We start from the raw sequence: 20,530 nt of genomic DNA on the forward strand, positions 1-20,530 counted from the left end.
TGGGAAATGTCCTTCAGATTCTGGCTATGGGTTTGCTCAAAACGATGTAGTGCTCGCCCACTTTCTGCGCATAGCGCTCCACGACTTGCTGACACAACGTCACGATTTCTTCGACCCACTCCACGCCAACCCGCCACGACACCACCACCTGCAAATTCGGTGGCCGTTGATCGATGGCCAGCAAGGTCAATTCCCCCCGCGCCAGTTCCTCGGCTACCAGCACCGGCGGCAGCGCGCCGATACCGAAACCGTCGCGCAGCAACCGGGTGATCGCCGATACCGAGTTCACGCAGTTCAGCCGGGGCGTCATGATGCCGTTGGCCTGCATCAGGGCGAGAATCTCCTGATGGGGATGGGAGTTTTTCGAATAGGTAATGATCCGTTCCCGCGCCAGGTCGGCAATCCCCGAATACTCGCGGTTGTAGATCGAGTTAGTCGCCACAATCCAGCCCATTGGGTGACTGGCCAGCTCAAGGCTGCGCACGCTTTCCTGACGCAACAGGTCGGTTTGCAGGATCAGATCGAGAAAGCCTTTTTGCAGCTGATCGCAGAGGTTGAGCGCCGTATCGGCCACCAGCTCGATTTCCACCAGCGGATAGTGATCCATCATCTGTGCCACCAACGGGCTCAACCAGGTATGGATGACCGTGTCCATCACGCCGATGCGGACCCGTCCGACCTTGCTCGAACGGGTTTCGATCGACTGCTTGAGGGTTTGCATGGTGTCCATCATTTGCTTGGCGTACTCGAGCACTTTCAAGCCTTCGGGCGTCAGGCTCACGCCACGTGAATCGCGCAGGAACAGCTTCACGCCGAGCTCGCCTTCGAGCACCGCGATGCGGCTGGAAATCGACGCCTGGGTGGTGAAGAGCTTGTCTGCCGTCAGGCGAAAACTCTTGAGTCGGGCGACCCAGACAAAGGTCTCGAGAAACTTCAGGTTCATGGGGTCTGCTCGGGGATAAAGAATTCTTATGTCTAGGGCGGGGTTTTATTAGTTGGACGCAACAGGGCCGGACAACCAAAAATCAGGCCATCCGGTTCCCACGATAGGCGTCGTCGGGGCTCAGAACAATACCAATAAAATTTGCACGGAGATTTGCCATGAGTGCGCCCGACACGCTCGACATCCCCAAAACCACGCCTCGCCCGGGACCTTTCGACTGGTACCGCAACATCAATCAGCAGGAACGCCGCACCTTCTGGAGCTGCAAGATCGGCTATGGCCTGGACGGCATGGACACCCAGATGCTCAGCTTCGTGGTGCCGACCCTGATTGCCATGTGGGGCATCACCACCGGCGAGGCCGGGCTGATCCATACCAGCACGCTGATTGCTTCGGCTATCGGCGGTTGGGTGGCGGGGATTCTGTCGGACCGCATCGGCCGCGTGCGCACCTTGCAACTGACGGTGCTGTGGTTCGCCTTCTTCACTTTCTTTTGCGGCTTCGCGCAAAACTACGAGCAACTGTTGATCAGTCGCACCCTGATGGGCTTCGGCTTTGGCGGTGAGTGGACCGCCGGCGCAGTGCTGATGGGCGAGGTGATTCGCGCCAAGGACCGCGGCAAGGCGGTGGGCATGGTGCAATCGGGCTGGGCGCTGGGGTGGGGGCTGACGGCGATTCTTTATGCGCTGCTGTTCTCGGTATTGCCGCCGGAAGATGCCTGGCGCGCGCTGTTCATCCTCGGCATCGTGCCGGCGATTTTCGTGATTTTCGTCCGCCGACTGGTCAAGGACCCGGAAATCTACCGCGAAGCCAAGGCCAAACAGGAGCCGGGCAACGCCGCGAAGTTCTACGAGATCTTCGCCCCCGGCATCCTCTTCACTACGATTCGCGCTTCGGTGCTAACCACTGGGGCACTGGGCGGTTACTACGCGATCACCTCCTGGCTGCCGACGTTTCTGAAAAACGAGCGTGGTTTGAGCGTACTCGGCACGGGCGGTTATCTGGCGATGGTGATCGTCGGTTCCTACGTCGGCTACGTCATCAGCGCGTATTTGACTGACATCCTCGGCCGCAAAAAGAACTTCATCCTGTTCGCTGTGGGCTCGTTCACCATCGTATTGCTCTACACCCAACTGCCGGTCAGTAACGGCGTGATGCTGTGGCTGGGCTTCCCGCTGGGCTTCTTCGCCTCGGGGATTTTCAGTGGCATGGGCGCGTTTTTGACCGAGCTGTTTCCGACGCGGATTCGCGGTTCGGGGCAGGGCTTTTGCTACAACATCGGCCGGGCCTTGGCGGCGTTGTTCCCGCTGCTGATCGGTTTGCTGAGTCAGACGGTGCCATTGAGTGTGGGAATTGGTGCGTTTGCGGCTGTTTCCTACGGCGTGGTGATTCTTGCGGCGTTGAGTCTGCCGGAAACCCGTGGCAAGCAACTTGAAGCCGAGTAACTGATAATCTGCGGGGCAACTGCCCGACAGTAAAAAAGAATATGCCTACAGGAGTGTTCACCGTGAGCCGCCTGCTATTGAACTGCGACATCGGCGAGAGTTTCGGCAACTGGACCATGGGTCTGGACGCCGAGGTCATGCCCTTCATCGATTGCGCCAACATCGCCTGCGGCTTCCATGCCGGCGACCCGAGCATCATGCGCAAGACCGTCAGCCTGGCCCTGAGCAATGGCGTGCAGATCGGCGCACATCCGGCTTATCAGGATCTGGTGGGTTTCGGCCGCCGTTCCATGGCCTACGCCGCCCAGGAACTTCAGGACATTGTGCATTACCAGATCGGCGCCCTCGATGGCATCTGCCGGGCCCAGGGCGGGCGCGTCAGTTACGTCAAACCCCACGGCGCGATGTACAACGACATGATGGCCAACCCGGCGCAGTTGCGCGCGGTGCTTCAGGCTGTGGCGGCGTATGACCGGACCTTGCCGCTGATGCTGATGGCCACGCGCGACAACAGCGCCGCCCAACAACTGGGCGATGAATACGGCATGACCCTGTGGTTCGAAGCTTTCGCCGACCGCGCCTACGACAGTGCCGGCATGTTGGTTTCGCGGCAACTGCCGGGGGCGGTGCACCACGATCCCGAAAAAATTATCGAGCAAGCGCTGACCATTGCCCGTGGCGATAACCTCACCGCCAGCGACGGCAGCGCCTTGCACTTGCAGGCCAACACTCTCTGCGTCCACGGCGACAACGCCAGTTCGGTGGCGGCTGTGCGCCGGATTCGCGAAGCCCTTGATCAGCAGAGCGCACCATGAAACCGCGGGTTGAGGTGGTGGCGCTGGATTGCCTGATGGTGCGTCTCTTTGATGAGATCGCCGAGGCCAATATGCCGTGGATGCTGGCGGCCAGCGAAAACCTGCGCGCGGCGTTCGCCGGGCATCTGATCGATCTGGTGCCGTCGTACACGACGTTGATGGTGCATTACGACCTGACTGCGTTGAACCCGGCTCAGGCCCGGGAATTGATCGCCGAAGCGCTGATCGACCTGTCGCCCAACGCGAGCGCCCGCGGTAAATGCCATGTGCTGCCGGTCTGGTATGACTTGAGCGTCGGCCCGGAGTTGAGCCTGTTGTCCCGCCGCAGCGGGTTGGCGGTGGACGAGGTGATCCGCCGTCACAGCGAGCGAGAGTATCAAGTGTTCGCCTTGGGCTTCGCACCGGGGTTCGCCTTCATGGGGCTGGTGGAAGAAGTGCTCGCCGCGCCGCGCCTGAATACGCCGCGCAAAAAGGTTGCCGCCGGCAGTGTCGGTATTGCAGAGCGGCAAACCGCGGCCTACCCGGTGGTTTCCCCTGGTGGCTGGAATTTGATCGGCCGCACGCCGGCCAAATTGTTCGACCGCGAACGCGACGGCTACAGCCTGATGCAACCGGGCGACACCGTGCGCTTTGAAGCAGTCACTCATGCGGAGTTCATCAACCTGGGCGGTGACGACACGCCATTGGAGGCCCAGGCATGAGCCGTCTACTGATTGAAGCGAGTACGCCGCTGTGCCTGTTACAGGACGCGGGTCGTTTCGGCGTGCGGCACTTGGGCGTGACCCAGGGCGGCGGGCTGGATTGGCGCTCGATGTCGTGGGCCAACTGGCTGCTGGGCAATGGAGTGGATGCGCCGGTCATTGAAATCACCCTCGGCGGCTTCAGCGTGGTGGCCGAGGACGATTGCGTATTGGCGCTGGCCGGGGCGGATCTGGGTGCGCAAGTGGATGGCGAGGCATTGGCGCCGTGGCGCAGTTTCCGGCTGAACAAAGGTCAGCGATTGCAGTTCACTCAACCGCTGCTCGGCGCTCGGGCTTATCTGGCGGCGCCCGGCGGGTTCGACGCGCCAAAGGTGCTGGGCAGCAGCGCGACGGTGGTCCGTGAAGAACTCGGCGGCCTGGATGGCATGGGCCGGCCGTTGGCAAAAGACGCTTCGTTAAGCTATCGCGGGAGCGCGTTGATATTGCTGCGGGAGTTACCGGCAGAACACCGGCCGGACTTCAACGTCGATTCGCCACTGGATGTGGTCCTCGGCGCGCAGATCGGTGAATTCAGCGGGCAAAGTCTGTTCGACGCCTTCAACAGCGTCTGGACCCTCGACAGCCGTGCCGATCGCATGGGCATTCGCTTGCTGGGAACGGCGTTGCAGTATCAGGGCAAACCGATGATTTCCGAAGGCATCCCGCTAGGCGCGGTCCAGGTGCCGCCGGACGGGCAGCCGATAGTGTTGCTCAATGATCGGCAGACCATTGGCGGTTATCCGCGATTGGGGGCGTTGACGCCGTTGGCATTGGCACGACTGGCGCAGTGTCTGCCGGGGGCGAAGGTGCGATTGCGGCCGGTGGTGCAGGAGGTGGCGCATCGGCAACAAGTCGAGTACCTGCGCCGGTTTGCTTCGCACTGATCGTTCCAACGCTCTGCGTGGGAATGCCTCACCGGACGCTCCGCGTCCGCTTTGGGGACGCAGAGCGTCCCTGGCCGCATTCCCACGCGGAGCGTGGGAACGATTGGCGGTCTATTTGGAAAGAAACCGCATCCCTTCCTCCAGCCCCCGCAACGTCAACGGATACATCTGGTCATCAATCAAGTCCCGCACGATATTGGTCGACGACGTATAGCCCCACGTATCTTTCGGATACGGGTTGATCCAGATGACCTTCTTGTACTTCTCCATGAACCGCTGCATCCACACATAACCGGCTTCTTCGTTCCAATGCTCGACGCTGCCGCCGGCCTGGGTGATTTCATAAGGCGCCATCGCAGCATCGCCAATGAAGATCACTTTGTAGTCGGCACCGTACTTGTGCAGCAGGTCCTGGGTCGAAGTGCGCTCGGAGGTGCGGCGCATGTTGTTCTTCCACACCGATTCATAAATGAAGTTGTGGAAGTAGAAGTACTCCAGGTGCTTGAACTCGGTCTTGCAGGCCGAGAACAACTCCTCGCAAATCTTCACATGCGCGTCCATCGAGCCGCCGATGTCGAACAGCAGCAACAGCTTGACGGTGTTACGCCGCTCCGGCCGCATCTGGATATTCAGCAGGCCGGCATCGCGCGCGGTGTGGTCGATGGTGCCGTCGATGTCCAGCTCTTCCGCCGCCCCCTGACGGGCGAATTTACGCAGCCGCCGCAGGGCGACCTTGATGTTGCGCGTGCCCAGTTCCACCGAGTCGTCGAGGTTCTTGTACTCGCGCTGATCCCACACCTTGACCGCTTTGCCCTGGCGCTTGCCGGCATCGCCGACCCGAATGCCTTCCGGGTTGAAACCGCCGGAGCCGAACGGGCTGGTGCCGCCCGTGCCGATCCACTTGTTGCCGCCGGCGTGACGTTCTTTCTGTTCTTCGAGGCGTTTCTTGAACTCTTCGATCAGCTTGTCCAGACCGCCGAGGGACTGGATCGCGGCCCGCTCTTCTTCGGACAGGGAACGCTCGAATTCCTTGCGCAGCCAGTCTTCGGGAATCAACGCCTGAAGGTGATCGTCGAGTTTTTCCAGGCCATTGAAGTAGGCGCCGAACGCGCGGTCGAACTTGTCGAAATGCCGTTCGTCCTTCACCAGAATCGCCCGGGACAGGTAATAGAACTCGTCCATGTCGGCGAAGGTCACGCGCTGTTTCAGCGCATTGATCAGGTCCAGCAGCTCACGCACCGAGACCGGCACCTTGGCTGCGCGCATTTCATTGAACAGGTTGAGCAGCATGGCGATCAGCCTCTTAGCGGGTGCCGCGACGGCTCATGAATGCCAGGCGCTCAAGCAATTGAACATCCTGTTCGTTCTTCACCAGGGCGCCTGCCAGCGGCGGAATCGCTTTGGTCGGATCGCGTTCGCGCAATACCGCTTCGCCGATGTTGTCGGCCATCAGCAGCTTCAGCCAGTCCACCAGTTCGGAGGTCGATGGCTTCTTCTTCAGGCCCGGCACCTTGCGCACGTCGAAGAACACGTCCAGCGCTTCGCTGACCAGGTCTTTCTTGATGTTCGGGTAGTGCACGTCGACGATTTTTTGCAGCGTCACGCGATCCGGGAAGGCGATGTAGTGGAAGAAGCAGCGGCGCAGGAAGGCGTCCGGCAGCTCTTTCTCGTTGTTGGAGGTAATGATGATGATCGGGCGTTTCTTGGCCTTGATGGTTTCGTCGATCTCGTAAACGTAGAACTCCATTTTGTCGAGTTCTTGCAGCAAGTCGTTCGGGAATTCGATGTCGGCCTTGTCGATTTCGTCGATCAGCAGGATCACCCGCTCTTCGGACTCGAACGCTTCCCAGAGCTTGCCTTTTTTCAGGTAATTGCGAACGTCGTGGACCTTTTCCGTGCCCAGCTGCGAGTCACGCAGACGGCTGACCGCGTCGTACTCGTACAGGCCCTGATGCGCCTTGGTGGTGGACTTGATGTGCCAGGTGATCAATTTGGCGCCGAAGGACTCGGCCAGTTGCTCGGCGAGCATGGTTTTGCCGGTGCCCGGTTCGCCCTTGACCAGCAGTGGACGCTCCAGGGTAATGGCGGCGTTGACCGCCAGCTTCAGGTCATCGGTGGCGACGTAGGCCTGGGTGCCTTCGAACTTCATCTGCTAATCCTCGAACGGTAACGCCGACCTGAACGGGGCAGGGCGGGGCGCAATAATTGTAGTACCCGACTATAACGCGCAGGCTGGTCGACTGTGAACGCAGACGGCTTATTCAGTCTCTGAATGGGGCGTCACATCTTGACTCAGTCTCGGCTGCTGGCCGGGTTTGAGATATCGCCATTTTGGCGATAGTCTCTCCAGCAGGTGAAAATGCTGGAGGACTGGAAACGATGTTACCCATGAAACGACCACGGCTGTCGGCTGTGCAGGCGTTACCGGATTACCGCCTGGCGCTGACCTTCATCGACGGTCAGCAGCTGACCCTCGATTTGAGTCGCGACCTGCACGCCTATCCAGGATTGCAGCCATTGCTGGAGGCTGACGCATTCGAACGTGCAATATCGGGTGATGATGGCTGGAGCGTCGAATGGCCCGAGCAGGATATCCAGATCGGCGCCGATACCCTGTATCTGGATGCCCTTGCGCAAAATGCCTTGGACGAAAACACCCGGATTTTCATCGACTGGCGCGCTCGCACCGGGCTACCGCTCAATCAGGCGGCCGAGGCGCTGGGTGTCAGTGCTCGAAGCATCACCCGATACAGCAGCGGCCGCGAAGCAGTGCCTCGATCATTGGCGCTGGCCTGTCTGGGCTGGCACTTCCTGCAGCAATCGAACCCGGCACGGGCAGCCGAAGAGACTGGTCGCTACACCGTGACGCGCAAACCTTAACCCGGTTCCGGCTTCGGCCGCTCATACCGGGCATTGAACGCCTGGACAAAACCATTGCGCAAAATCTGCAAAAATGCCTGGAACGCGCTGATATCTTGTCGATGCACATTGCCTCTCAGCTCAACGCGAGTGGCAAACTGGTTCTTGCCCTGGTTTTTCAGCACGGTTTCGGAGCCGCCGACAATGGCCTCCCAGATGGAACGGAAAAGCCCTTTGTCCTTGTTTTCCACGTCCTGCTGCCAGTTGAACACGTCGACGTCTTTCAGCAGTGGCTTGATGTAGCCCGTCAGTTTGGCCTTTTTGGCCTGCGCTTCGATCACCACGTCGCCGTGACCGGCATTGAAGTCGAATTTGCCATAGGCGGAGGCAAAGTCGTTCATTCGTTTGAGCTCGATGTCTTTGACCCGCAGGCGGAATTCGAAGTCTTCAAAGTTGCTCAAGGGGTCGAAGGTGGCCGTAGTTTCCAGTGGCGCGTGCCCCAGCAACAGCGCCTTGCCTTCAAATCGGGCGTCGCGTTTGCCTTCGGTATCGACCACGTTGGTCAGGTTGTAAATGCTGGCGTTGACCTGGGAGGCGTTCATGTTGACGGGGGGCTTGGAATTGAAGTTTCGAAAGGTGATCTTGCCGTCGTAGATGCGTATTTCGTTAAAGGTGAACGGCGCCAGTTTGCTCAACTGTGCGCGCCAGTCGGTGCCTTGACCGGTCTGGGAATTCTGTTTGTTGGCGCCGCCGTCGACGAAGTTCACCTCGGGGTTGAAGAACTGCACCTCGGCCACTACGGCGCGGTCGGACCAGAGTGAGTGCCAACTGACAGAAAGGTCGATCAGCGGCGCGTTGACGAAAGGCACCGGGACCTTGCCGTCGACCTTGACGATTTTCAGTCCATTGATTTTGTAAGCGCCGCGCCACAGGGCCAGGTCCACGTCGGTCACCTGGCCTTGGTAATCACCCATGTCTGCCAGTTTGTCGTTCAGGTAGTCGCGCACCAGGTAGGGCAGGGCGATATGCAGGGCAATCAGCAGCACAACGAGGCCGGCGAGGGTCCACAGGGGCCAACTGTATCGACGTTTCATGACGGCAAATCTCTGGCGGTATAAAGCGATTGACTGCGCTGATGACCGGACGTTCGACCTGACTGGACGACCACCGGCAACAGGCATACCTTTGGGAGCTTATTCAACGCTGTACAAGGACCCAGCCATGAGCCGTATTTACGCTGACAACGCCCATTCCATCGGCAATACGCCGTTGGTGCAGATCAACCGTATTGCCCCGCGCGGTGTGACCATTCTGGCCAAGATCGAAGGGCGCAACCCGGGTTATTCGGTCAAGTGCCGGATCGGCGCGAGCATGATCTGGGACGCCGAAAGCTCCGGCAAACTAAAGCCTGGCATGACCATCATCGAACCGACGTCGGGCAACACCGGTATTGGCCTGGCCTTTGTTGCCGCTGCCCGTGGTTACAAATTGATGCTGACCATGCCGGCGTCGATGAGCATCGAGCGACGCAAGGTCCTCAAGGCACTGGGCGCCGAACTGGTGCTGACCGAACCGGCCAAAGGCATGAAGGGCGCCATCGAGAAGGCTGCCGAGATCCTGGCCAGCGATCCGGTCAAATATTTCATGCCGGCGCAGTTCGACAACCCGGCCAACCCGTCCATTCACGAGAAAACCACCGGCCCGGAAATCTGGAACGATACCGACGGCGCGGTCGATGTGCTGGTGGCGGGCGTTGGAACCGGCGGAACCATTACCGGTGTTTCGCGGTATATCAAGAATACGCAGGGCAAACCGATTATCTCGGTGGCGGTGGAACCGGTGGTGTCGCCGGTGATAACCCAAGCGATTGCCGGTGAAGAAATCAAGCCGAGCCCACACAAGATTCAGGGGATCGGTGCCGGTTTTGTCCCGAAGAATCTGGACTTGTCGATGGTCGATCGGGTTGAGCTGGTCAGCGACGACGAATCGAAGGCCATGGCCCTGCGCCTGATGCAGGAAGAAGGGATCTTGTGCGGTATTTCCTGTGGCGCCGCGATGGCGGTGGCGGTACGTCTGGCCGAGACACCGGAAATGCAGGGCAAGACGATCGTGGTGATTCTGCCGGATTCCGGTGAGCGCTACCTGTCGAGCATGCTGTTCAGTGATCTGTTTACCGAGCAGGAGAATCAGCAGTAAGAGCATCAATGCGATGTTTTGATCATTTGGTGAGAGGGCTGATTCAGGTCAGCCCCCGTTCAGGAACCTTATGTTAATAAGTGCTTTATTGCACAAACCTTAATACTGAATGTCGAGTTTTGCGGGTTTTTCCCGAGGCCGGTAATGTTTATCATGGCCGGCTGCCACGTCGGGTAAATGGCGTTGTGCAAAGAGTCTAATCAAGGAGCCGTAGATGACCTTTTCCTTCGCCGCGAAAGCGTCAGCGTTGCTGCTATTTCTGGGCAGCACCCTCTATGTGCATTTGCGCGGCAAGTCGCGATTGCCGGTTCTGCGTCAGTTCGTCAACCACTCGGCCTTGTTTGCACCTTACAACGCCTTGATGTACCTGTTTTCCAGCGTGCCGTCCAAACCCTATCTGGACCGCAGCAAATTCCCGGAGCTGGACGTGCTCAAGGACAACTGGGAAGTCATCCGCGACGAAGCCATGCACCTGTTCGACGAGGGTTACATCCGCGCCGCCGAAAAGAACAACGACGCCGGTTTCGGTTCGTTCTTCAAGAAAGGCTGGAAACGCTTCTACCTCAAGTGGTACGACAAACCCCTGCCATCCGCTGAAACTTTGTGCCCGAAAACGGTGGCGCTGTTGAGCAGTATTCCAAACGTAAAGGGTGCGATGTTTGCGTTGCTGCCGGGTGGCAGCCACCTCAATCCGCACCGCGATCCGTTTGCCGGTTCGTTGCGTTATCACCTGGGGCTGTCCACGCCGAACTCCGATGATTGCCGCATCTTCGTCGACGGTCAGGTGTACGCCTGGCGCGATGGCGAGGACGTGATGTTCGATGAGACCTACGTGCATTGGGTCAAGAACGAAACGGAGAAAACCCGAGTCATTCTGTTCTGCGACATCGAAAGACCGCTGAGCAACCGCGTCATGACCCGTATCAACCGCGGGATCAGCGGCTTGCTCGGTCGCGCCACCGCACCTCAGAACCTTGATGATGAACGTGTCGGCGGGATTAACGAGGCTTATGCCTGGAGCAAGAACTCCAGCGACAGGGTCAGCGGCGTGGTCAAGCGCTGGAAACGTCGTAATCCCAAGGCGTACCGCGTGTTGCGGCCGGTGTTGGCGTTGGTGGTGTTGACGTTGTTGGGGTATTGGTTGTTTGGTTGATCATCGGCAATAAAAAACCGCTCCTTGTGAGCGTTTTTTTTTGAGAGGAATTTAAACGACGCGCCCGCAAGAACATCGTCAGGCTCATCAGCTACAGGATTTGCCGACAGTGGCCTGCTTTCGAACTTTCGAGCTTTCGAGCTTTCGACCTGTACAGCTGATGCCGAAGTTGAGTCCGTTCCCTTGGCATGTGATCGCTTGCATTCCACGTCCCGGCTATTATCTGTATTCCCTTTAAGGCAGATCGAGCGATCGCGCTATCGGTACTGGCCCTTTGTCCAAGTCATTGCAATGCATGTCGGCCGCTGGTTATAGTCGGCGCTCTGTGGTTCTATTACCCCCCGTCCACCCCATCAAAAAAGATCAGCCCATGCCAGCTTCCCTCATCAACGCGGTAGTCGATTCAGCGGTCAACGCTGGCGTCGTGCCGTGCGGGGATCAGCAGCCTGCGCAGATCAGTCATTACCCTCCACCTGTCAGTAGCACGCCGGTGTGCGCAGTCGTATCACCGCCGGGCGTTGGCTTTTCGGGCTGATCAGCTTTTCTTTGCTGTGCCCCGTGCCCGCCTGAAAAAACTACTGAATTTCAGCTTCGGCTGAGTTGGCTTTTTGCCTGACTACAGGTGGTATTCATGTTTGTCCTTTCGAAAAAATCCGCGCTCGCGGCGGCGTCCACGAGCCTGTTCGTTCTGCTGTGGAGCAGCGGTGCGATCTTCTCCAAATGGGGCCTGGCCCACGCATCGCCCTTTGCCTTTTTACTGATTCGCTTTGCCATCGCCTTGTGCGGATTGCTAGTGCTGGTGCCGTTGCTCAAGCTGAAATTGCCCAAGGGCGGCAAGCCGATGTTGTATGCGATGGCCACGGGCGTGGTGTTGCTGGGGGCTTATCAGATTTTCTATCTGCTTGCCCTGGACTTGAAAGTCACCCCGGGCGTGATGGCAACCATCATGGGCGTGCAGCCGATTCTCACGGTGGTGATCATGGAGCGTCAGCGCTCAGCCAGCCGGATGTTCGGCCTGGCGCTGGGACTGGCCGGGTTGATCATGGTGGTTTACCAGGGCATCGGTCTGGCCGGCATGTCGCTGGCCGGGATGCTCTTCGGTTTGCTGGCGCTGGCGAGCATGACGTTCGGCTCGATCATGCAGAAGCGCATCACCGACAACCCGCTCGGCACGCTGCCGGTGCAGTATCTGGCGGGGCTGTTGCTCTGCGGGATTTTTGTGCCGTTCCAGCCGTTTCATTTTGAACACAGCAGCGGGTTTTTCGTGCCCGTGCTGTGGATGGGATTGGTGGTGTCGGTGCTGGCGACGTTGCTGCTGTATCGCTTGATCGCCCGGGGCAATCTGGTGAATGTCACCAGTCTGTTTTACCTGGTGCCGGCCGTGACAACGGTGATGGACTACCTGATTTTTGGTAATCGCCTGGCGGCATTGAGCATGCTTGGGATGGTGCTGATTATTGTCGGTCTGGTGTTTGTATTCCGTAAGACGGGGTAGGAACGAGTCGGGGGCATATCCGTTTCTTTGGTTATGGCGGCTAATGGTTCCGCCCTTACCCAAAAAACGGATATGTACCCCAACCAAAAAACCATGTCACTTGGTCAGCGCATGCTCAGCCCGCACCGAATTCATGAACGCCTGCATCGCCGACGATTGAATCCGGTGGCGTCGGGTGATCAGCCCATACGGCGGCAGCCGTGCCTCAAACTTGATCGGCAACACCGCCAGCAAATCACGGCCCGGATAATCCTCCACCACCGACACCGGCGTGACGCCGAGCATGTCGGTCTGCTGGATCAAGGACAGCAAGGTCATGATCGAGGTGGTTTCAACGATGCTGCTGGGGATGTCGACCCGTGCGTTGTGAAACACCTGATTGATGATCGCGCGCATCGGGCTCGGTTGCTGTTGCAGAACCCAGGTCATGTTCTGCAACTCTGCCCAGCTCAGGTTTTTCTCCTTCGCCAAGGGGTTCTGTGCGCCGGCAATGACGCACAAAGCTTCTTCGCCGAGGCTGTCGAACAGCAACTCCTCGGCCCGCGCGCCCGCCGGAATCCGGCCCAATACGATATCCAGTTGATCCTGCAACAGCGCCTGCACCAGCACATCGCTGGTGTCGACCTGAATGCTCATCGACAAGCGTGGATGGCTTTGCTTCAAGGTCGCGATGGTGCGGGTCAACAGCCCCGAGGCCAGCGCCGGAATCGCGCCAACTGCAACCCGGCCAAGGTTGCCGGATTCCAGCGCGACCAGTTCTTCACGCATGCCGCTCAGTTCAGCAAACACCATGCGGGCGTAGTAGATGACGGTTTCCCCGAACGGGGTGGAGCGCATGCCCCGAGGCAGGCGTTCGAAGAGTTCGACGCCGAGCAGGTCCTCGGCTTCGTGCAACATCTTGGTCGCCGCCGGCTGAGTCATGCCGATGTGGTCGGCGGCGCGGCGCAACGAGCCGAATTCCTGCAACGCCAGCATCAGTCGCAGTTGGCGTAGACGCAGTCGACTGTGGATCACATTGGCAGCAGGAATTCGGGTCATGGGCCGTGCTCGCAATAAGGACTGCGGCAGCCTGACAACAAATGTCAGGCGTTGCCAGCATTGCCGCGTTACAGCACCGATTTAGGCTTGGCGATCTGGGGTTTGCGCAGCCCCATCAGGGTTCCCAGCGCCTTGGAAATCAACGGCCAGAACAGCATCAGCAACGCTGCCGTGGTCAGGCAGCCCACCAACGGGTTGGACCAGAAGATCCCCAAATGGCCGTCGGAGAACAGCATCGACTGACGGAACGCATCTTCCGCCTTATCGCCCAGCACCGCGGCCAACACCAGCGGAGCAATCGGGTAACCGAGTTTCTTGAACAGATAACCCAGCGCACCGAAGCCCAGCATCAACACCACGTCGACGAACGAGTTGTGCACCGAGTAGGCACCGATGGCGCAGACCATGATGATGATCGGCGCAATGATCGAGAACGGAATGCGCAGGATCGAAGCGAACAGCGGCACCGTTGCCAACACCACGATCAGGCTCACCACGTTGCCGAGGTACATGCTGGCGATCAGGCCCCAGACGAAATCGTGCTGCTCGACGAACAACGTCGGGCCAGGATGCAGGCCCCAGATCATCAAGCCACCGAGCATCACCGCAGCGGTCGCCGAACCTGGAATGCCCAACGTCAGCATCGGCAGCAGGGCGCTGGTGCCGGCGGCGTGGTCGGCGGTTTCCGGGGCGATCACGCCTTCGAGTTCACCCTTGCCGAAGTTCTCGCGGTTCTTCGAGAAGCGCCGCGCCAGGCTGTAGCTCATGAACGAGGCCGCCGTCGGACCGCCCGGCGTGATGCCCATCCAGCAACCGACCAGCGTGCTGCGCACAATCGTCCACCAGTAACGCGGCAACTTGGCCCAGGTGCGCAGGATGATCATTGGCGTGATGCGCGCATGCTCGCCGCGAAACACCAGGCCTTCCTCGACGGTGCAGAGGATTTCACCGATCCCGAACAAGCCGATCACTGCCACCTCGAAACTGATGCCCGTCATCAACGCCGGCTGATCGAAGGTCAGGCGCAGGTTGCCGGACACGGTGTCCATGCCCACGGCCGCCATGGCGAAGCCGATCATCATCGCGACCACGGTTTTCAGCGGCGGGTTCTTGCTCATGCCAATGAAGGTGCAGAACGCCAACAGGTACACCGCGAAAAACTCCGGCGAACTGAAGGACATGGCAAACGCGGCGATCTTGGTCGACAGGAAGGTCAGCAGCAACACACCGGCCAGGGCGCCGATCAGTGCCGAACTGAACGCGGCGGTCAGGGCTTCGGCGGCACGACCTTCGCGGGCCATCGGGTAGCCGTCGAAGGTGGTCGCCACCGATGAGGGCTCACCGGGGATGTTGAACAGAATCGAGGTGATCGAGCCGCCGAACAGAGCTCCCCAGTACATGCACGACAGCAGAATGATCGCCGACACCGGCGACATGGTGAACGTCAGCGGCAGCAACAACGCCACGCCGTTGGGGGCGCCGAGGCCGGGCAACACGCCGACCAGAATGCCCAGCAGCACGCCGATCACCATCAGGCCGATGTGGCCCGGGGTCAGGATCAGGTTCATGCCTTGCAGCAGGGAATCGAACTCGCTCATTTGAAATTTCTCCCGGCCAGGGTAATCCAGTCGCCCATCGGGCCGGCATCCAGCGGGACCTTGAACCACAGCGCGAAAATCAGGTAACTGGCCAGCACCGCGCCGAGGGACACGGTGCCAATCATCCACTTGCCATACGGCTTGGCGCGGACCTTGTCACGCCACATGAACCAGGCGATGAAGCAGGCCGAGGCCACGTAGATGCCGGTGAACGGCATGGCGCCGACAAACAGCGCAATCGGGATGAACACCGACAGCACTTGCTTGAATGCACTGCGGCTGACGAATGCAATGCTCAGGGCGTGCCAGCGCACCACGGTCAACACGCCGTTGCCCACGCTCGCGGCGCTCAACAGCAGGCCGATGTAGAAGGGGAAGTAACCCGGCTCGGGGCCGGAATCGCCCCAGCCGATACCTTGTTCGAGACTGCCGAACATCACCACCGCGCCGATCAGCGTGGTGAAGAGTGTCAGACCGAGTTCGACCCAGCGGGTACCGACCAGCGCCGGTGAATCCGAAGAATGGGACATGAAAGCACCTCCAGAGGTGACGGCCGTGCGCACGCGGACGGCCGTGGACAACTCAGTTTTTCAGCCAGCCGGCTTCTTTGAACACCGGCGTGACGCGGGCGGTGTCTTTCTCAATGTAGGCGGTCAGCGGCTCGCCTTCGAGGAAGGTGGGTACCAAAGCGTTCTGCTTGACGTAGGCCTTGAACTCCGGGGTCTCGGTGACTTTGCGCATCAGCTCGACATAGAACGCCCGCTGTTCGGCAGTGACTTCGCCGGGCATGAACACGGTGCGCGGGAAGCGATACTGATCGATGCCCAGACCTTCTTCGTGGCAGGTAGGGACATCGGCCCAGGATTTATCGCCAGCGACCTTGTCGGTATAGCTCATGCGCTCTTTACTGAACACGCAGAGTGGCTCGACCTGGTCGCCGCGCCATTGGCTGATGCTTTCGCTGGGGTTGTTGACGTTGGCGGCGATGTGTTTGCCCGCCAGTTGGGTCGCGGCTTCGCTGCCGCTCTTGAACGGGATGTACACCAGTTTGCTGTTGTTGGTCTGGTTCAGCAGCAGGGTCAGGGTCTGGTCGACATCCTTGGACTGACTGCCGCCCATGCGCAGGTTTGACGGGTCAGCCTTGACCGCGGCATAGAAGCCTTTGGCGTCTTCCCACGGCGCGTCTTTGTAGCTCCAGAGAATGAAGTCGTCCTCGGCCACGGCCGCGACCGGGGTCAGCTCCTGCCATTGATACCCAAGCTTGGAAACCAGCGGCAACAGGTAGATGTTGTTGGTGCCGATCACCAGCTTTTCCGGATCGCCCTTGTTCATTTTCAGGTCGAGGAAGGCTTCGGCGCCGTTGCCGCCGCCCTTGTTGAGGACGATGGTATTGACGTCGAGGAACTTGTGCGTGGTGATGATCGACTGGATCAGCCGACCGAGTTGGTCAGTACCTCCACCAGGGCCGCCGGCAACGACGATTTCGACGTTCTTGTCCGGCTGCCAGGCGGCGTTGGCGAGAGCGGGGAGGGCGCCGGCGGCGATCAGCGTGCAGCCAAGAACCAGACGGGATGTGCGATGGACGAATGCATTTCGCATGGAAGGGCCTCGTTTTTTGTAATTGTTATGAATGACTTGTCGGTGCTCAAAAACTGCAAGCCTGGCCTGAGTGTGGGAAGCCTCCGCCCCGGCGTCTAGTCAAAACAAAACATACACCGATAGCCTGCGGTTATAGGTCGAGACGGAAAAATCAGTGATTGTCGCTGAACGCTTTGCGCCAGAGCCTTTTGAGCGGAAAGTCGGCATAGGCGGCCGACCGTGAAAGCGCCCCGAAAACAGCGCTTGCCATAACCCGAGGCTATCGCCGTATCTCAATCATTGATTAGACGGTTATCACTGAGCCTTCGATAGTGCTCACCAACGCCGTGAAAACGCGGCAAGACGCCGAACCCGGCTTGCTGGCGATAGCGGTGCATCATCCAACATCAATCAGAGATCGACGTCTGCACTTCACAAAAATAATAAAAGAGGTACGCACCATGGCTCGTCCCAGTGCTTCCCTGCATTTGCCCAGCGCAGGTGTTCAGCCAGCGGCCACACCGCTGACCAGCGCCACCAAAGACAGTAGCGTGCGCTGGCGGATCTTCGCCATCATTTTCGCGCTGACCATGGTCAACCTGATCGATCGGGTCTCGCTGTCGATCGCGATGCCGACCATCGCCGATGAATTTTCCCTGTCGCCGAGCACGCAAGGACTGATCCTCAGCAGCTTCTTCTGGGCCTATGCGCTGTTGCAGATTCCCGGCGGCTGGCTGATCGACCGCTTCGGTCCGCATCGGGTCATCAGTTGGTCCACCGGGTTGTGGGGCACCTTTCAAGTGCTGGCGGCATTTGCGACGGGCGGCTTGTCCTTGCTGTTCGCCCGGGTTGCACTCGGTGCCGCCGAGGCGCCGTTGTTTCCGTCTGGCGGCAAGCTGATTTCCCTGTGGCTGGCGCCGAGCGAGCGCAGTCTCTACTGGAGCTTCCCGGCGTTGCTGGCGGCACCGGCGCGGGTCGGGTTGCTCGGCGGCGTGATGAACATGGCCGGCAGCACCGGATCGTGCGTGAAGTGATCGCGATGTTCGGCACCGACCGGGCGATGTTCGCCAGCAACTTTCCGGTGGACAGCCTGTGCAGCTCGTTCGACGACATCTACAGCGGTTTCAAATCCATCGTTGCTGATCTGCCGAGCGCCGATCAGGAGCGACTGTTCTACAGCAACGCGCAGCGAGTCTATCGCTGCGAGCCTTGCGCCATTGACCGCCAATGGCCTGAATCCTTGAGGAGTGAAGCATGAACAAGACAACCATCGCCATGGTGCTGGGTGACCCGGCGGGCATCGGCCCGGAACTGATCGCACGCCTGCTGGCGGAGCCTCAAGTGCGCAGCCAGGCCAATGTGATTTTGATCGCCGACGAGGCCGAAATGCGCCGTGGCATGCGCATCGCCGGGACGGAGTTTCCTTACCGTCGCGTCGAGTCGCTGGATCAGCTGTCGTTTGTCGATGACACGCCGCTGTTTTATGACTTTCGTGGCGACACCCTCGGTGAGTTTCCACGCAGTGAAGCCAGTGTCATCGGCGGTCGCTACAGCCTCGACACCTTGGAAAAAGCCCTGCGCCTGACCGAGGCCGGGACCACCGACGCGGTGCTGTTCGGGCCGTTGAACAAGACCTCGCTGCACATGGCCGGCATGGCCCACAGCGACGAGCTGCACTGGTTCGCCGAGCTGCTGGATTTCCACGGGCCGTTCTGCGAATTCAACGTGCTCGACAACCTCTGGACCTCCCGCGTGACCTCCCACGTGGCGCTGGCCGAGGTGCCGGGCATGCTCAGCCAGACGCGGGTGGTGGAAGCGATCCAGCTGATCGATACCGCGCTCAAGCGCAATGGCCTGGAAAAACCGCGCATCGGCGTGTGTGGGCTGAACCCGCACAACGGCGACAACGGCTCGTTCGGACGCGAAGAGCTGGACATCATTGGCCCGGCGGTTCGTTCGGCCCAAGCGCTGGGGATTGTGGCCGAAGGGCCATACCCCGCGGACACGATTTTCCTCAAGGTCCAGGGCGATGCCAGTGCATTTGACGCGGTGGTGACGATGTATCACGACCAGGGGCAGATCGCGATCAAGTTGATGGGCTTCTCCCGGGGCGTGACGGTGCAGGGTGGGTTGCCGATCCCGATCACCACACCGGCACACGGCACTGCATTCGACATCGCGGGGCAGGGCAAGGCAAACGTCGGGGCGATCCGCCAGGCATTCGAAATCGCCTGCCGGATGGGCGTCAACAGCTACTGACCCCCGATTTCTAAAACAACATCAATCCCCGGTGGGAGCGGGCTTGCCCGCGATAGCGGTCTGTCAGTCACAGCAGAAGTGACTGACCTGCCGTCATCGCGGGCAAGCCCGGTCCCACATTTTTTTGTGTGGTGGCTGATAACCCTATCTACCTACAAAACGATCTATGCGATCACCCCAGGTTATCGCCGGATACGCATAAGTGATTATCCGCACCCCCCGAGCGCTGGCTAAAGTCGCTCCATCGAATGCCGGAACCCGCCACCCGAGCGGTTCTGCGCAGCGACCCGACAACTACAAAAAGCCGGCAGCGCAAGGAACTGTATTCATGAAAATCAAAGCCATCCGTACCCGCGTTTTTGAGTGGAAAGGCAAAGTCGTTCCGCCTCAAGCACACTTCTGCACCAACGCCAGCGACATCCTGTTCGAGCGCGGCGACGCCATGGGCTCGTTCCGTTTCCATGGCTGGCTGGTGGTGGAAGTCGAGACCGATACTGGCCTCGTCGGCATCGGTAATTGCGCCCTGGCGCCCCGTGTGGCCAAGGAAATCATCGACACCTACCTGGCGCCAATCGCGATTGGCGAAGACCCGTTCGACAACGAATACATCTGGCAGAAGATGTACCGCCAGAGCCACGCCTGGGGCCGCAAAGGCATCGGCATGGCGGCGATCTCGGCGATCGACATCGCCATCTGGGACATCATGGGCAAAGCCGTGAACAAACCGGTGTTCAAACTGCTCGGCGGGCGCACCAAAGAGAAGATCTGGACCTACGCCTCCAAGCTCTACGCCAATGACAACCTCGACCTGTTCCTCGAAGAAGCCCAGGGCTACCTGAACCAGGGCTTCACCGCGCTGAAAATGCGCTTCGGCTATGGCCCGAAAGACGGCCCGGCGGGCATGCGCAAGAACATCGAGCAAGTGCGCGCCCTGCGTAATCTGGCCGGTCCCGACATCGACATCATGCTCGAGTGCTACATGGGCTGGACCCTGGAATACGCCCGCCGCATGTTGCCAAAACTCGCCGAGTTCGAACCGCGCTGGCTCGAAGAGCCGGTGATCGCCGACGACATCGAGGGTTACATCGAGCTGAAAAAAATGGGGATCATGCCGATCTCCGGCGGCGAGCACGAATTCACCTCCTACGGCTTCAAAGACCTGCTGGAACGCCGCGCCGTCGACGTGATCCAGTACGACACCAACCGCGTCGGCGGCATCACCGCTGCGCGCAAAATCAACGCCCTGGCCGAAGCCTGGTCGGTGCCGGTGATCCCGCACGCCGGGCAAATGCACAACTACCACCTGACCATGTCCACCACCGCCTCGCCGATGGCCGAGTTCTTCCCGGTGTTCGACGTCGAGGTCGGCAACGAACTCTTCTACTACGTGTTCAAGGGCGAGCCGCAACCGGTCAACGGCTACATCCAGCTCGATGACGACAAGCCGGGCCTGGGCCTGGAAATCTCCGATGAGTACTTGAGCGACTTCAACATCATCGAGTGATCCAAATCCACGACTTTCTGGAG

Annotated in this window: 18 protein-coding genes and 2 pseudogenes; 12 read left to right on the forward strand and 8 right to left on the reverse strand. The window is 59.7% G+C overall.

Features of this window, described 5'->3' with window-relative positions:
• Nucleotides 1-13 precede the first annotated feature (13 nt).
• Nucleotides 14-943, reverse strand: a complete 930-nt coding sequence (locus ACIQV9_RS05730; RefSeq protein WP_403099104.1) for a LysR family transcriptional regulator — start codon at nt 941-943, stop codon at nt 14-16.
• Between the two features lie 158 nt (nt 944-1,101).
• On the opposite strand from ACIQV9_RS05730, the gene ACIQV9_RS05735 reads away from it, so the two are divergent.
• The 4 genes from ACIQV9_RS05735 (at nt 1,102) to ACIQV9_RS05750 (ending at nt 4,827) form a co-directional block, all read left to right on the forward strand.
• Complete coding sequence (locus ACIQV9_RS05735) at nt 1,102-2,388, forward strand: MFS transporter (RefSeq protein ID WP_403099107.1); 1,287 nt, start codon at nt 1,102-1,104, stop codon at nt 2,386-2,388.
• Nucleotides 2,389-2,450: 62 nt separating this feature from the next.
• Nucleotides 2,451-3,203, forward strand: coding sequence for a 5-oxoprolinase subunit PxpA (locus ACIQV9_RS05740; RefSeq protein ID WP_403099110.1), 753 nt, complete (start codon nt 2,451-2,453; stop codon nt 3,201-3,203).
• A complete protein-coding gene (locus ACIQV9_RS05745; RefSeq protein WP_403099113.1) occupies nt 3,200-3,904 on the forward strand; it encodes an allophanate hydrolase subunit 1 in 705 nt (234 codons plus the stop codon). Before ACIQV9_RS05740 ends, ACIQV9_RS05745 begins: the two co-directional genes overlap by 4 nt.
• A complete protein-coding gene (locus ACIQV9_RS05750) occupies nt 3,901-4,827 on the forward strand; it encodes a biotin-dependent carboxyltransferase family protein (protein WP_403099117.1) in 927 nt (308 codons plus the stop codon). Before ACIQV9_RS05745 ends, ACIQV9_RS05750 begins: the two co-directional genes overlap by 4 nt.
• 111 nt (nt 4,828-4,938) lie before the next feature.
• On the opposite strand, the gene ACIQV9_RS05755 is transcribed toward ACIQV9_RS05750, so the two are convergent.
• Together ACIQV9_RS05755 and ACIQV9_RS05760 are read right to left on the reverse strand one after the other, a co-directional pair.
• On the reverse strand, nt 4,939-6,117 hold the full coding sequence (locus tag ACIQV9_RS05755; protein WP_403099120.1) for a VWA domain-containing protein: 1,179 nt from the start codon (nt 6,115-6,117) through the stop codon (nt 4,939-4,941).
• A 13-nt stretch (nt 6,118-6,130) separates the two neighbouring features.
• Nucleotides 6,131-6,976, reverse strand: a complete 846-nt coding sequence (locus ACIQV9_RS05760) for a MoxR family ATPase (protein WP_010462104.1) — start codon at nt 6,974-6,976, stop codon at nt 6,131-6,133.
• A 230-nt stretch (nt 6,977-7,206) separates the two neighbouring features.
• Here ACIQV9_RS05760 and ACIQV9_RS05765 point away from each other — a divergent pair, with 230 nt between their 5' ends.
• The gene (locus tag ACIQV9_RS05765; protein WP_403099124.1) at nt 7,207-7,707 is read left to right on the forward strand and encodes a DUF2442 domain-containing protein; all 501 of its coding nucleotides are present in this window, start codon (nt 7,207-7,209) and stop codon (nt 7,705-7,707) included.
• Here ACIQV9_RS05765 and ACIQV9_RS05770 read toward each other — a convergent pair.
• A complete protein-coding gene (locus ACIQV9_RS05770) occupies nt 7,704-8,780 on the reverse strand; it encodes a DUF748 domain-containing protein (RefSeq protein WP_403099127.1) in 1,077 nt (358 codons plus the stop codon). The genes ACIQV9_RS05765 and ACIQV9_RS05770 overlap by 4 nt on opposite strands.
• A gap of 127 nt (nt 8,781-8,907) precedes the next feature.
• Here ACIQV9_RS05770 and cysK point away from each other — a divergent pair, with 127 nt between their 5' ends.
• The 3 genes from cysK to ACIQV9_RS05785 all read left to right on the forward strand — a co-directional run bounded on the left by cysK (nt 8,908) and on the right by ACIQV9_RS05785 (nt 12,530).
• Nucleotides 8,908-9,882, forward strand: coding sequence for a cysteine synthase A (gene cysK, locus ACIQV9_RS05775; protein ID WP_403099130.1), 975 nt, complete (start codon nt 8,908-8,910; stop codon nt 9,880-9,882).
• Nucleotides 9,883-10,096: 214 nt separating this feature from the next.
• Entirely contained in the window at nt 10,097-11,035 is a 939-nt protein-coding gene (locus ACIQV9_RS05780; RefSeq protein WP_403099133.1) for an aspartyl/asparaginyl beta-hydroxylase domain-containing protein, read from the forward strand.
• A gap of 631 nt (nt 11,036-11,666) precedes the next feature.
• Nucleotides 11,667-12,530 carry a DMT family transporter gene (locus tag ACIQV9_RS05785; protein WP_403099136.1) on the forward strand — a complete coding sequence of 288 codons (864 nt, stop codon included), beginning with the start codon at nt 11,667-11,669 and terminating at the stop codon, nt 12,528-12,530.
• 96 nt (nt 12,531-12,626) lie between these two features.
• Here the strand turns inward: ACIQV9_RS05785 and ACIQV9_RS05790 are convergent, their stop codons facing one another.
• The 4 genes from ACIQV9_RS05790 to ACIQV9_RS05805 form a co-directional block, all read right to left on the reverse strand.
• Nucleotides 12,627-13,568, reverse strand: coding sequence for a LysR family transcriptional regulator (locus ACIQV9_RS05790; RefSeq protein WP_403099138.1), 942 nt, complete (start codon nt 13,566-13,568; stop codon nt 12,627-12,629).
• Between the two features lie 68 nt (nt 13,569-13,636).
• Complete coding sequence (locus ACIQV9_RS05795) at nt 13,637-15,166, reverse strand: tripartite tricarboxylate transporter permease (protein WP_403099140.1); 1,530 nt, start codon at nt 15,164-15,166, stop codon at nt 13,637-13,639.
• Entirely contained in the window at nt 15,163-15,696 is a 534-nt protein-coding gene (locus ACIQV9_RS05800) for a tripartite tricarboxylate transporter TctB family protein (RefSeq protein ID WP_403099143.1), read from the reverse strand. The genes ACIQV9_RS05795 and ACIQV9_RS05800 overlap by 4 nt, the downstream gene beginning before the upstream one ends.
• Before the next feature lie 52 nt (nt 15,697-15,748).
• Nucleotides 15,749-16,765 carry a Bug family tripartite tricarboxylate transporter substrate binding protein gene (locus ACIQV9_RS05805; protein WP_403099145.1) on the reverse strand — a complete coding sequence of 339 codons (1,017 nt, stop codon included), beginning with the start codon at nt 16,763-16,765 and terminating at the stop codon, nt 15,749-15,751.
• 440 nt (nt 16,766-17,205) lie between these two features.
• On the opposite strand from ACIQV9_RS05805, the pseudogene ACIQV9_RS05810 reads away from it, so the two are divergent.
• The 4 genes and pseudogenes from ACIQV9_RS05810 to ACIQV9_RS05825 all read left to right on the forward strand — a co-directional run.
• Nucleotides 17,206-17,676: pseudogene (locus tag ACIQV9_RS05810) on the forward strand (MFS transporter); the annotation flags it as partial.
• Nucleotides 17,677-17,762: 86 nt separating this feature from the next.
• A pseudogene (locus ACIQV9_RS05815) lies at nt 17,763-18,002 on the forward strand (amidohydrolase family protein); the annotation flags it as partial.
• Complete coding sequence (locus ACIQV9_RS05820) at nt 17,999-19,003, forward strand: 4-hydroxythreonine-4-phosphate dehydrogenase PdxA (RefSeq protein ID WP_403099148.1); 1,005 nt, start codon at nt 17,999-18,001, stop codon at nt 19,001-19,003. The pseudogene ACIQV9_RS05815 and the gene ACIQV9_RS05820, both read left to right, overlap by 4 nt.
• 328 nt (nt 19,004-19,331) lie before the next feature.
• On the forward strand, nt 19,332-20,507 hold the full coding sequence (locus ACIQV9_RS05825) for an L-rhamnonate dehydratase (RefSeq protein ID WP_094468607.1): 1,176 nt from the start codon (nt 19,332-19,334) through the stop codon (nt 20,505-20,507).
• Nucleotides 20,508-20,530 lie beyond the last annotated feature (23 nt).

It is taken from the genome of Pseudomonas sp. NPDC099000, assembly GCF_044759925.1.
Lineage (GTDB): Bacteria > Pseudomonadota > Gammaproteobacteria > Pseudomonadales > Pseudomonadaceae > Aquipseudomonas.